At 41.8% G+C, this 13738-nt stretch carries 9 protein-coding genes, 1 tRNA gene and 1 pseudogene; 7 read left to right on the top strand and 4 right to left on the bottom strand.

The features are described 5' to 3' along the window. The first annotated feature begins 236 nt into the window (after positions 1 to 236). Positions 237 to 701: pseudogene (locus G7Y45_RS02240) on the top strand (hypothetical protein). 85 nt (positions 702 to 786) lie between these two features. Here the strand turns inward: G7Y45_RS02240 and G7Y45_RS02245 are convergent. Continuing rightward, positions 787 to 870: transfer RNA gene (locus tag G7Y45_RS02245), tRNA-Leu, on the bottom strand. 156 nt (positions 871 to 1026) lie between these two features. Between G7Y45_RS02245 and G7Y45_RS02250 the strand changes: the two genes are divergently transcribed. Further along, a complete protein-coding gene (locus G7Y45_RS02250) occupies positions 1027 to 2109 on the top strand; it encodes a mannose-1-phosphate guanylyltransferase (protein ID WP_165017332.1) in 1083 nt (360 codons plus the stop codon). A 71-nt stretch (positions 2110 to 2180) separates the two neighbouring features. Here G7Y45_RS02250 and G7Y45_RS02255 read toward each other — a convergent pair whose 3' ends face one another. From G7Y45_RS02255 to G7Y45_RS02265, 3 genes are all read right to left on the bottom strand, one after another. After that, complete coding sequence (locus G7Y45_RS02255) at positions 2181 to 2585, bottom strand: HIT family protein (RefSeq protein WP_032530810.1); 405 nt, start codon at positions 2583 to 2585, stop codon at positions 2181 to 2183. A gap of 51 nt (positions 2586 to 2636) precedes the next feature. Further along, positions 2637 to 3101: a transcription elongation factor GreA gene (greA, locus tag G7Y45_RS02260; RefSeq protein ID WP_005782039.1), complete on the bottom strand. Its 465-nt coding sequence runs from the start codon at positions 3099 to 3101 to the stop codon at positions 2637 to 2639. A 181-nt stretch (positions 3102 to 3282) separates the two neighbouring features. Then, positions 3283 to 4434 (bottom strand): thioredoxin-like domain-containing protein, encoded by a 1152-nt coding sequence (locus G7Y45_RS02265; RefSeq protein ID WP_005782037.1) that lies wholly within the window; start codon positions 4432 to 4434, stop codon positions 3283 to 3285. Positions 4435 to 4630: 196 nt separating this feature from the next. Between G7Y45_RS02265 and pnp the strand changes: the two genes are divergently transcribed. The 5 genes from pnp (at position 4631) to G7Y45_RS02290 (ending at position 13723) form a co-directional block, all read left to right on the top strand. Beyond that, on the top strand, positions 4631 to 6757 hold the full coding sequence (gene pnp / locus G7Y45_RS02270) for a polyribonucleotide nucleotidyltransferase (protein ID WP_165017335.1): 2127 nt from the start codon (positions 4631 to 4633) through the stop codon (positions 6755 to 6757). Between the two features lie 163 nt (positions 6758 to 6920). After that, on the top strand, positions 6921 to 7481 hold the full coding sequence (locus G7Y45_RS02275; protein WP_032530804.1) for an RNA polymerase sigma-70 factor: 561 nt from the start codon (positions 6921 to 6923) through the stop codon (positions 7479 to 7481). 100 nt (positions 7482 to 7581) lie between these two features. Continuing rightward, complete coding sequence (locus tag G7Y45_RS02280; RefSeq protein WP_165017338.1) at positions 7582 to 8514, top strand: FecR family protein; 933 nt, start codon at positions 7582 to 7584, stop codon at positions 8512 to 8514. 259 nt (positions 8515 to 8773) lie between these two features. After that, positions 8774 to 12094 (top strand): TonB-dependent receptor, encoded by a 3321-nt coding sequence (locus tag G7Y45_RS02285; protein ID WP_241159058.1) that lies wholly within the window; start codon positions 8774 to 8776, stop codon positions 12092 to 12094. Positions 12095 to 12106: 12 nt separating this feature from the next. After that, positions 12107 to 13723: a SusD/RagB family nutrient-binding outer membrane lipoprotein gene (locus G7Y45_RS02290; RefSeq protein WP_005811586.1), complete on the top strand. Its 1617-nt coding sequence runs from the start codon at positions 12107 to 12109 to the stop codon at positions 13721 to 13723. The last annotated feature ends 15 nt before the right edge of the window (positions 13724 to 13738 follow it).

Raw genomic sequence — 13738 nt, forward strand, 5'->3', positions numbered from 1 at the left:
ATTCTTCACTGGCTCTTCATGGAATGTACAGAGGCAACAAATACTAAAAAGGCTGTTTAAAAACTAATTGTTTAATAGAATATAGCTCTTTCTAAAAAGATAAAGCAATAAAAGAAAACTTACTTCTTTCAACAGTTAAAATTCATCTCAGGTGCAAAGATGTGTATCTTAGCGCCCGAGATGCACATCCTGGCCGCCAAGATTTATATCTTGCCCGCCAAGATGAAGAAAAAGAAGTGCAAGAACAACATATTGACCGTAAACACTATTTTAATGAGCAAGCGTAAACCTGTAGAAACTATTACATTCCATATATAAAAAGCAAGATAGGATATCTCCCCGATAAAGTGTTGGAAGTAGGATGTGGCGAAGGACATCAACAGATTGCAAAAGGAAAAATTATCTCACATCTGCCTTTTATACATCTCCTTCCTCGTTTCTTGTACAGATGGCTACTAAAACTATGCGGTGAAAAAGATGATACGATAAAAGAACTACTAAATATCAAACAGGCAAAATGTAGCGTTGAAATATTCAGAAATGTCGCAAAACAAGCCGGATACCAGATTATGAATGAACAACTATATCTTTTCAATCCTCACTATGAAGTCAAATTTGGCTTTCCGCCAAGAAAACTAAGCAAAGGAATCTCTATGATTCCATATGTAAGAGATTTCTTCAGCACAAGTTGTTTTATATGATCATAGAAAATGATTAAATGTTTCAGTAGAAAAATAGAAAACCCTTGTAAACTTTGTATTTACAAGGGTTTATCTTCATCTTTCGTACCCAGACCCGGGGTCGAACCGGGATGGAAGTGAATCCACTGGTGTTTGAGACCAGCGCGTCTACCGATTCCGCCATCTGGGCATTGGTTTCAAATGCGGTGCAAAGATACGGCTTTTTTTTGAACCTGCAAGAGTTTTATAAAAAAAAGGAGAAAAAAAGAATAAAACATCTCATAAACGCTTCGGTTTTCAGAGAATAAACTGTATTTTAGCAGAAACATTTAAAACAGTCAATATCATGACAAGTAAAGATAATTATTGCGTAATTATGGGCGGAGGTATCGGCAGTCGTTTCTGGCCGTTTAGCCGCAAGACAATGCCTAAACAGTTTCTGGATTTCTTTGGTACAGGTCGTTCGTTGCTGCAGCAAACCTTCGATCGATTCAATAAAATTATTCCTACGGAGAACATACTTATTGTGACAAATGCGATATATGCAGATTTGGTAAAAGAACAACTTCCGGAATTAGACTCCAAACAGATTCTGTTAGAGCCGGCAAGGAGAAATACAGCTCCTTGCATCGCATGGGCCTCTTACCATATACGCTCTTTAAATCCGAACGCTAATATCGTAGTTGCTCCTTCTGATCATCTGATTCTGAAAGAGGGAGAATTCTTAGCCGCCATAGAGAAAGGTCTGGACTTTGTTTCAAAATCCGACAAGCTCCTCACCTTAGGGATAAAACCTAATCGCCCGGAAACAGGATACGGATATATTCAGATAGCAGAACAGGAAGGAGATAATTTCTACAAAGTAAAAACATTCACGGAAAAGCCCGAGTTGGAGCTTGCTAAAGTTTTTGTCGAGAGTGGAGAATTTTATTGGAATTCCGGACTTTTCATGTGGAACGTCAATACAATCATCAAAGCAGGAGAAGCTCTTCTTCCAGAACTGGCATCAAAACTGGCTCCGGGAAAAGATGTATATGGCACACCGGAAGAGAAAGCCTTCATCGAAGAAAACTTCCCGGCATGCCCAAATGTTTCAATAGACTTTGGTATCATGGAAAAAGCCGACAATGTATATGTTTCTTTAGGAGATTTCGGATGGTCGGACCTTGGAACATGGGGATCATTGTACGACTTATCACCTAAAGATGAACAAGGAAATGTAACTCTGAAATGCGATTCTATGATCTATAACAGTAACGACAATATCGTTGTATTGCCAAAAGGCAAGCTTGCTGTAATAGAAGGATTAGAGGGATTCCTGGTTGCCGAGTCAGACAATGTATTGCTGATATGCAAAAAAGACGAAGAACATGCCATACGCAAGTATGTAAACGATGCACAAATGAAATTAGGAGAAGACTATATTTGATTTCTGCGTAAAACTAAAAAAGGGACTGAACCTGGCGTTCAGTCCCTTTACTATATTATGAAGGAAGAATTTTATTGGGCTGCTTCGTAAGCAGAATTAATAGTCTTAGCAATAGCGACGAACTCTTCATCTGCCAGCTTCAGTTTCGGATTAGAAAAAAGCATATCCGATTCATTCTGAATAGGAATCAAATGAATATGAGCATGTGGAACCTCAAGTCCGATCACTGCTTCACCCACTTTTTTACAAGGAAAGGCTTTCTCAATAGCACGGGCTATTTTTTTGGCAAAGACGTGCATTGCAGCCAGATCCTCATCACTCAAATCAAAGATATAATCAACTTCCTGTTTAGGCACAACCAAAGTATGTCCCTTCACCAACGGATTGATATCAAGGAAAGCAAAAAACTTTTCGTTTTCGGCTACCTTATAGCATGGAATTTCACCTGCTATGATTCTACTGAATATTGTTGCCATAATCCCATATATATAAAATAGGGCAAGCCCCAGCATGGACCTGCCCTCTTGTTAAAACGAAATGTTTACTACTTCAAGACTGATTTTACCTTGTGGAACCTGGATCTCAGCAACATCACCTACCTTCTTGCCGAGTAATCCCTGAGCAATCGGCGTGCTAACAGAAATCTTTCCTTCTTTCAGATTAGCCTCGCTTTCTGAAACGATGGTATAAGTCATCTTCATACCATTCTTGGTATTCTTCAGTTCTACTTTATTCAGAATCTGCACTGAATCTGTTTTCAGTTTCGATTCATCAATAATCTTAGCATCCGCTATTACAGCTTTGAGTTTGTTGATTCTCATCTCAAGCATACCCTGAGCCTCTTTTGCAGCATCGTATTCGGCATTCTCCGATAAGTCTCCTTTATCGCGTGCCTCAGCTATTGCCGCAGAGATTTTGGGGCGTTCCACTGTTTCCAGTTCTTTAAGTTCCGCCATCAATTTCTTGTAACCTTCTTCTGACATATAAGCCATGATGTTTTCCTCCTTTTATTTTTTAACGGTCATATAAAACAAAAAAGAATTCCAACATGAGTCATGCTGGAACCCTCTTTTCAATTATTTCTTCGCAAAGATAACCTTTTAAACGATATGTGTCAAGCTAAAAGTAATGCTATGTAACATATTTAAACGAAATCTTCTAATTTATAACAACTTAAAGCATAGACTTGATAGTTCCTTCCAAGTCTTTTATCGTCTCTCCACGGGCTCTCAGTTCATTGTTACGATTGATCAGGAATAGAGCCGGCAGATTCTTTACGCCATATAAAGCTGCATTCGTTGAGTAAATTCCATTTTCATCGCGAACACATACCCAAGGCAAATTATCGGCTGAAGTTTTCCAGAAATGTTCATCAGCGTCCAATGAAACCTGATAAATTTCCAGCCCCTGGCCCGCATACTTATTATACAAGTCACGCAGCATCAGGTTATGTGGAGCCGAAACTGCACTTTGGTAGACCGTAAAGTCAAGAAGAACGACTTTACCCTTCAAATCAGTGAGTTTACGGATATTACCTTTCATATCTCTCAAAGCAATATCAATCACACCTGTTTCAGCAATCTTTTCTTCCGGTATCTCGATTGTCTTTTGCTGGGGGGTACGAGTATTCTTCATACCTTTTATAACTATATTATAGAGATTCTTCGAACGTACCGCATGCGGATAAGTATTGTTCAGACTTGTGGCTACGGCACCAAAACATTTAATATCGTCTTTATTGTTCAAAGGATCAAAAATCATATAATTATTTAGCTTCTGGAACAAAGCAAAATAAGCAGAAGCTGTATTGGGAGCAGCAAAAATATAATTGATTTTCACATCATCCTTATAATTCTTCAACAATACAGCCAGGCTGTCTTCAAACACATCGTTACCTAATTGATTGGCTTGCGCAGCTTTTACCAACGCATCCACATTCTTCTGTAAACGGATCTGTTTTAGAGTCAGTTCTTTAATTTTCGCAGAATTGTCCGAGCCTTCTACTGTATAAGCAGTCGAAAAGTCTGTATAAGGCGCTTTGATGCTGACAGTTTCTGTAGAGTCAACCGAGAAATTAATCACTTTATCTTCCACCCGTAAACGATAAAACTCAGGAGATTCAGGGCGTAATTGTTTAAAACTGAATGAACCGTCTCCTTTCAATTTTACAGAATCCAAAGGCACAATTCCTTCAAGTCCGGAAGCTTCCAGATAAAGCATTTTTCCATCTGCTCCCGAAACATCTCCTTTCACATTAAATTTAGGGTCAGAATTACAAGAACTTAAAGCAAGAGCCACAAGAGCTACTAACGTTACTTTTTTCATAATATGCGTGTTATTTTTCAAGCTGCAAATATACTTCTTTTCAAGATTAGTCAAAGCATTTTGCCATGTTCTTCACTCCAAAATTGAAAAAAATCAAATTCCCACTAACTTTTTATCTCATTTTCACGAGATTAGTGCAATAAATGTATATCTTTGCGGGAATTTTGAAAGAAAGATATTAGATAAAACAATTTTTATGATTAACCCAATTGTTAAGACGATCGAGTTGGGAGATGGCAGAACCATCACACTCGAAACGGGAAAGCTGGCAAAACAGGCAGATGGCTCTGTGATGCTTCGCATGGGTAACACCATGTTGTTAGCTACTGTTTGTGCCGCTAAAGATGCAGTTCCCGGAACAGATTTCATGCCGCTTCAGGTAGAGTACAAAGAAAAATTTGCAGCATTCGGCCGCTTCCCCGGTGGCTTTACAAAAAGAGAAGGAAGAGCATCTGATTATGAGATTCTTACCTGCCGCTTAGTAGACCGTGCTCTCCGTCCTTTATTCCCCGATAATTTCCATGCAGAAGTTTACGTAAACATTATCCTTTTCTCAGCAGACGGTGTTGATATGCCCGACGCATTGGCCGGACTTGCTGCTTCAGCAGCACTTGCTGTTTCAGATATTCCTTTCAACGGACCTATTTCGGAAGTACGTGTTGCACGTATTGATGGTAAGTTCGTTATCAACCCGACTTTCGACCAGCTTGAAAAAGCTGATATGGACATCATGGTTGCCGCTACTTATGAAAACATCATGATGGTAGAAGGTGAAATGAGCGAAGTATCGGAAGCCGAATTGCTGGAAGCAATGAAAGTGGCTCACGAAGCTATCAAAGTACATTGCAAAGCACAGATGGAACTGACTGAAATGGTTGGTAAAACCGTAAAACGTGAATATTGTCACGAAGAAAACGACGAAGAACTCCGCAAAGCCGTTCACGATGCCTGCTACGATAAATCGTATGCCATCGCAGCTTCCGGAAACAGAAACAAACATGAACGTCAGGATGCTTTCGACGCTATCCGTGACGAATTCAAAGCTCAGTTCTCCGAAGAAGAGTTGGAAGAAAAAGGTGCACTGATTGATCGTTATTACCATGACGTAGAAAAAGAGGCCATGCGTCGTTGTATCCTTGATGAAGGAAGACGTTTGGATGGACGTAAGACTACTGAAATTCGCCCTATCTGGTGTGAAGTCGGCTACCTACCCGGACCTCACGGATCAGCCATCTTTACCCGTGGTGAGACTCAGTCATTGACTTCAGTCACTTTGGGTACCAAACTGGATGAAAAAATCATTGACGACGTTCTGGCTCACGGAAAAGAACGCTTCTTATTGCACTATAACTTCCCTCCTTTCTCAACAGGTGAAGCAAAAGCTCAACGTGGCGTAGGCCGTCGTGAAATCGGGCACGGTAATCTGGCACACAGAGCACTGAAGAAAATGATTCCGGAAGATTACCCATATGTAGTACGTGTTGTTTCAGATATCCTTGAATCAAACGGTTCTTCATCCATGGCTACTGTATGCGCCGGAACTCTGGCCCTGATGGATGCCGGTGTGAAGATTAAGAAACCGGTGTCGGGTATCGCTATGGGATTGATTAAGAACGCTGGCGAAGAAAAATATGCAGTATTGTCTGACATCCTCGGTGATGAAGACCACTTGGGTGATATGGACTTCAAAGTAACAGGTACCAAAGACGGTATTACAGCTACCCAGATGGACATTAAAGTAGACGGTCTGTCTTATGAAATTCTGGAACGTGCTTTGAACCAGGCAAAAGAAGGACGTATGCATATTCTTGGTAAAATCCAGGAGACAATTGCCGAACCACGTACCGAACTGAAAGATCATGCTCCCCGTATCGAAACAATGACTATTCCTAAAGAATTTATCGGTGCTGTAATCGGCCCGGGTGGAAAAATCATTCAAGGTATGCAGGAAGAAACAGGTGCTACAATCACTATCGAGGAGATCGACAACGTGGGCCGCATCGAGATTTCCGGAACCAACAAGAAATCAATCGATGATGCAATCCGCCTGATCAAAGGTATTGTTGCCGTTCCCGAAATAGGTGAAGTATACAAAGGCAAGGTACGCTCAATCATGCCTTATGGTGCATTCGTTGAATTCCTTCCGGGAAAAGACGGTCTACTCCATATCTCAGAAATTGACTGGAAACGCCTTGAAACTGTAGAAGAAGCCGGCATCAAAGAAGGTGACGAGATCGAAGTGAAATTGATCGACATTGACCCGAAGACAGGTAAGTTCAAACTTTCAAGAAAAGTTTTGTTACCCCGTCCGGAAAAAAAATAAATAATTCCTGTCCTTACTGACAGATTGATAACCTGGCTATTATTTATAGCCAGGTTATTTTTTAACCGGCAATCAGCATAAAAGTCATTCTTTTATTTTGATATTCCAAAAAGTTTATGTTGCTTTGTCATAACAAAATCCAACGAACCTTTAAAATCTATTCATGTCAAGCAACAACAGTCTTCATACCATGGACCTATTCAGTCGGTTCTTCCAAGAAAACCAGGAGAGGTTTCTGTCGTTTGCTTACTCATATACCCGAAATAAAGCCGCAGCTGAAGACATCCTGATGGAAGCAATGATCAGCCTGTGGGAAAACCGTGAAAAATGGGAAAAAGACTCTAATCTCCACGCATTATTGCTCACTATCATCAAGAATAAATCTCTTAACTACCTTGAGCACGAACAGGTACGTATGCGGGCCGAAGAAGCCATCAACACACACAAACAGCGGGAACTCGACCTCCGCATTGCTACTTTGGAAGCTTGTGAACCCGAATCGATCTTCAACACCGAAATACAACGCATTGTATATAAAACACTTGAACAGCTACCGGAACAAAGCCGTCACATCTTTATATTAAGCCGCTATCACAATGCTCCCAATAAAAAGATAGCCGAACAACTCGGCATTTCCATCAAGAGTGTAGAGTTCCATATCACTAAAGCGCTGAAATTATTGCGGCTTGAGCTCAAAGATTATCTTATTTCCCTACTTTTCTAAAAAAAACTTCATTTTCCTTTAGGGTTGTCCGAGAGTATCCTGTTATATATACAGAAAGAGGAAATAAGGCCTCCGAGAATATATAAACTAAAAACATTTTATGGAACAGGAACTACTATACAAGTATTTTAAAGGAACTGCCTCCGAAGAAGAAGAAAAACTAATTCTAAACTGGGTGGATGCATCTCCCGAAAACCGGAAAGCATTTCAAAAAGAACGGATGCTATATGACATCGCTCTGTTCACGGATGAAAAACAAATAAACCGGAGAGACAAAAAAAACCGGATTCTCCCGATGTTGAAGTGGAGTGCACGTGTTGCTGCCGTACTCATCGTAGCTGTCAGTTGTGGGTTATTGTTTAAGAATTACCAATATGAAAAATCAGCCTACCGGCAAACCATAACTGTTCCTGCAGGACAACGTGCACAGATCACACTGGCAGATGGAACAAAAGTATGGTTGAACTCAAAGTCTACTTTGACTTATGCATCCAACTTCGGACGCCAAGAAAGAAACGTAGAGCTGGACGGAGAAGCTTATTTTGAAGTAGCCAAAAACAAAAAGATACCATTTTTTGTCAACACGGAAATAAACCGGGTAAAAGTGGTAGGAACCCATTTCAACGTTTGTGCCTACAAAGGCAGTAACGAATTTGAAACGACCTTGATTGAAGGTATTGTCGACATCTATCCGGTAGGAAGTGATCAAGTGATCACCCGACTGACCAAAGACGAGTTCTTCGGATCATACAACGGAAAGTACAAGAAGACTACTTTACCTTCGTACGATTATCTGAGATGGAAAGAAGGATTATACTGTTTTGATGATGCGCCGCTTAACAGCCTGCTCAACAAACTGGAAAAATATTATAATGTGAACATAAGCGTAAGAAATCTGAAAATACTGAACTACCGTTGTACAGGTAAGTTTAAAGAGCAGGATGGCATAGAGCATATTCTGAAAGTCATTCAGAAAGATCATAAGTTCACATACCGCATCAATGAAGAAAAAGACAGTATCATCATTGAATAGAAATAAGGAAAGAGCTCAATATAGACCTTAAATTAGTACGAACCATTAAAAACCAGATACGCATGAAAAAGTAGAAAAGAAAGTCCATTATTCTCAAAAAAGAGAATCGGAAAGTACCCCCATACTTTCCGATTCGAAACAGTCAAAAATCGACCTTAATCAATTTATTAACTTAACACGTTACAAAGATATGAGAAAAATTTCTTTGCCAAGGCATTTATGCCCAAAAAATTTTGTTTCAAAACAAATATTGTTAACCATGAAGATCACATTATTCCTTCTCTTTTTCGTAGCATTCCAAGCTTACAGTGAGAATGGATACTCTCAAAATGCTAAAATAAGCATACCACGTTCAAGTCTGAAAGTAAGCGAATTACTATCAAAGATTGAATCTCAGACGGAATATCTGTTTGTCTATAACAAAAAGAATGTAGATACCAGACGTACAGTAAACGTACAGGCTGACAACAAAGCCGTATCCGAAGTTCTCGACGAGGCATTTAAAGGTACCAACATTAAATATGTAATGGAAGGGCACAACATTGTTCTGACCAAAAACAACGATAACGCCTCAACAGCCCAGCAGGACAGAGTAACCGTAAAAGGAGTAGTTACTGACCAGAATGGCGATCCCATCATCGGTGCCAATGTATTGGAGAAAGGTACTACAAACGGTTGCATCACCAATATGGAAGGCAACTTCAGCCTTAATGTACCCAGCAACTCTATTCTTACGATTACCTATATCGGTTATCATCCACAAAACATACAGGTAAACGGACAACAAAATCTCAACATAAAGATGCAGGAAGAAGCCATGGCACTGGAACAGGTAGTCGTAACCGCCATGGGTATCAAGAAAAAAGAAGCCTCCTTGACCTACTCAACCCAACAAGTAGGTGGCGACGAACTGACCCGCGCCAAAGATCCGAATATGATTAATGCCCTTGCCGGTAAAACAGCAGGTGTACAAATCACCAAAAGTTCATCCGGACTGGGCGGCTCAGCCAAAGTGTCTATTCGTGGCAGCCGTTCTATCAGCGGAAACAACCAACCCCTTTATGTGATTGACGGTGTACCGATGCTGAATAGCAGCAACGAACAGGCTTCCACAGCCATCGGTGGTACTGCCGATGCAGGTAACCGTGATGGCGGTGACGGTATCTCCAACCTGAACCCGGATGATATCGAAAGCATGAGTATCCTGAAAGGAGCTTCCGCAGCAGCCCTCTACGGCTCACAAGCTGCCAATGGTGTCATCCTGATTACTACCAAGAAGGGTAAAGCCGGTATCCAGAAAATTACATTCTCTTCTAACTTGACTGTAGACCATGCCATCTGCCTGCCCGAATTCCAAAACAGTTATGCCATGGATCCCGAAGCAAAAAACGGTTGGGGGAAAAAGGCAACTCTAAAAGATTATGACAATGCAGATAATTTCTTCCAGAATGGTGTAACAGCCATCAATTCCGTATCCTTTATGAACGGCAGTGAAAAGATGCAAACTTACTTCTCTTATGCTAATACCACTGCCAAAGGTATAGTCGAGAAAAACAAAATGCAGAAGCACAATCTGAATTTCCGCGAAACAGCCAATTTCTTTAACGACTATCTAAAGCTGGACGCCAATGTCAACCTGATGACACAAACAATCAAAAATCGTCCGACTTCCGGTGGTTATTATATGAATCCGCTGGTGGGGCTCTACGGTTTCCCGAGAGGTGAAGACTTATCCGAATATAAAAACAACTTCGAAGTGTTTGACCCGGCACGTAATATGAATGTACAGAACTGGTATACTTCTTATCAGGATATGGAACAGAATCCTTACTGGATCACCAACCGCATCAACAGCAACGATAAACGTACCCGCGCCATCGCTTCACTGACCGCCAACGTGAAAATCACTGACTGGCTGAATATCCAGGCTCGTGGCACTGCCGATTACACACACGATCAGTATCAACAACGTATGTACGCTTCTACTGCTCCTGCCCTATCAGGACAAAACGGACGTTATATTGACTTGAACCATACAGAAACATTGTATTACGGTGATGTCATGGCTATGATAAACAAAAAATGGAATGACTTCTCATTGAATGGCGCAATCGGCGGCAGCATTAACAGTACGAATGTCAATTCTTTGAGACTGGACTCCAAAACAGCTTCACTGTACTACCCCAACGTCTTCACCGTAGCCAATATCAAAATGACACAGGCTGCTTATATCGACGAACAAATCAATCAAAAAAGAGTATTACAGTCTCTGTTCGGCACTGCCCAGTTAGGTTGGAAAGAAAGCCTGTATCTGGATGTCACCGCACGCAACGACTGGTCGTCTACATTGGCCTATACCAAACATAGCAGTTTCTTCTACCCCTCGGTAGGTCTGTCATGGGTGCTGAACAATACAGTGAAACTCCCCGAATGGATTTCTTTCGGAAAGATCAGAGGTTCATGGTCCAAAGTTGGTAACGATCTCCCGTTGTTCATCAGCAACACAATTCCGGGCAGTAATGATATCATCGGTGCAGGTGGTGCCATCGTTACTTACTCTAAAGCTCCTTTCAATGATCTGAAACCCGAGATGAGTACTTCCTATGAAATCGGTACCGAATGGAAATTCTTCAACTACCGACTGGATTTTGACTTCACCTATTATCGTACCAACACCAAGAATCAGTTATTTACATTGCCTTCATCGGCAGGTGCCGAGTATAAATACTACATGGTAAATGCCGGTAACATTCAGAACGAAGGTATAGAAATCACTTTAGGAGCCACTCCGGTGATGAATGACGCTTTCCGTTGGAAGACTCAATTTAACTTCTCTACCAACAAAAACAAGATTATCAAGCTTCATCCGGACCTGAAAACATTTGTTTATGGTGACGAAAGTTTCTCTTCCTCCTACTCCATGCGCCTGGTAGAAGGTGGTTCATTCGGTGATATTTATGGCAAGGCATTCGAGCGTGACAAGAATGGCAAAGTGGTGTTCACTGCAGACGCAGACGGTGACAAGATTCCAAACGTTATCGGTGGCGGCAATACAGAAAAAGTAGGAAACTGTAATCCGGACTTTATGTTGGGATGGAGCAATACTCTCACTTACAAAGGTTTCTCACTCTACTTCCTGATTGACGGACGTTTCGGTGGCGATGTACTTTCACAGACTCAGGCCGAACTTGACCAAAGAGGTGTCAGCCTGAACAGTGGAAAAGCCCGTGATGCAGGTTATGTCAATGTCGATGGAACCCAAGTGAAACCGCAAAAGTTTTATACCGCAGTCAGCGGACGTGACGGATGTACGGAATACTATATGTACGATGCTACCAACATCCGCCTCCGCGAACTTTCATTAGGCTACTCACTTCCTCAAAGCTGGTTGGCCAAAGCCGGCGGTGCTTTCAAAGATGTCCAGTTGTCATTCGTAGCACGCAACCTGTTCTTCATCTCCAAGAAAGCTCCGTTCGATCCGGATGCTGTTCTTTCAACAGGTAACGATAATCAGGGTATTGACGTATTCGGCATGCCGACTACCCGCAGCTTAGGTTTCAATATTAAGTTCACATTCTAAAAGAGATTCATCATGAAAAACAATATCAAATATATAGCAAGTATACTCTTAGGAGGACTGATCGGATTTTCAGCCTGTACCGATTCTTTCGAATCATTCAATACCAACGAAGCGGGATTCGATAACGATAGCAAGAAACAGGATTTCAACTATTATGGTATTCCACTGGGCATTATCCAGCAAGGAATCTACTTCAATTACGATTGGGGAAGCGGTAAGAACTGGCCTTTCCAGACCATGCAAAATCTGGGAGCGGATTTATTCTCGGGATACGTGCATGACTTCAAACCCTTCAACGAGGGGAAGAACAACAGCACTTATTATATGATGGACGGATGGAACGGTTCCACATGGGATAACACCTACGGATACATCATGCCGGAAGTCCAGAAATCTGAGACAATCAACGAAAAAGACAATATAGGATTCTATGGCATCACCAAGATATTGAAGGTGGAGCTAATGCACCGTTTGTCCGACTTATATGGTCCGATCGTTTACACCCAATTCGGATCGAAAACTGGTTCTACTCCCGATACACAACCGGAAGCCTACAAAGCTTTCTTCAACGATCTGGACGAAGGTATCGCAAAGATACGTGAATATCAAAAAGCCAATCCGGAGATAGAGAGCTTTGCTAAGTTCGATATCCTGATGCCCCAGGGAAAACGCACTTTCAGCGAGTGGATCCGATTCGCGAACTCTCTCCGTTTGCGCCTGGCTGTCCGCATCGCCATGGCGGACTCTAAACTGGCTGTTGCAGAGGCGCAGAAATCCCTTACAGACAAAGAAGGATTGCTGGAAGGAAATGATGAGGTGATAGCCGTATCGACAGCGTCGGGCTATACCAACCCTTTCGGAGAAATCAATATTGGATGGGGCGAGGTGTTTATGAACGCCAATATGGAGTCCTTGTTAGTAGGCTATGAAGATCCCCGTCTGGAAAAATACTTTAATAAAGCAGCCGGCTCCGACGCAACAAGTATTATTAACTACAAGGGTACTTACAAAGGAATCCGCCAGGGAACGGGTTTCAATCACCAGAACTACAACGGACATTCCAAAAGCACTATCACCCAGCAAACCGACGCCATACTAATGACTCCTGCCGAAATATGGTTCCTGCGTGCCGAAGCAGCTCTGAGGGGGTGGAGTAGTGAGTCCGTCAAGGATTGTTATGAAAAAGGTGTAAAAGCATCATTTACCCAATGGGGTGCTGCAGGAGCAGAAGCTTACCTGGAAAGCGAGAAGAAACCTGCAGACTACATAGATGCTTTCAAAGCGGAGAATAATGTGAAAGCTGTCAATACGCTGACCCCAAAATGGGACGATGCTGCCAGCAATGAAGATAAACTGGGACGTATCATTACACAAAAATGGCTGGCCATGTATCCGGAAGGAGGAGAAGCTTGGGCAGAACAACGTCGTACAGGTTATCCGAAATTATTCCCTGTTTTGGTTAATCAGAGTGAGGGTACAGTAGACACCGGCATCGGGCCACGCCGACTGAACTTCTTCGTAGGTATCAAAACAACAAACCCGGAACAATATACTCAACTGGTAAATGCTTTGGGTGGAGCCGATAATTGCGGCACTCGCCTGTGGTGGGACACCGGAAGAAATTTCTGACACACAAAGGTATAA

The organism is Bacteroides sp. ZJ-18, from assembly GCF_011038705.2.
Taxonomy (GTDB): domain Bacteria; phylum Bacteroidota; class Bacteroidia; order Bacteroidales; family Bacteroidaceae; genus Bacteroides; species Bacteroides hominis.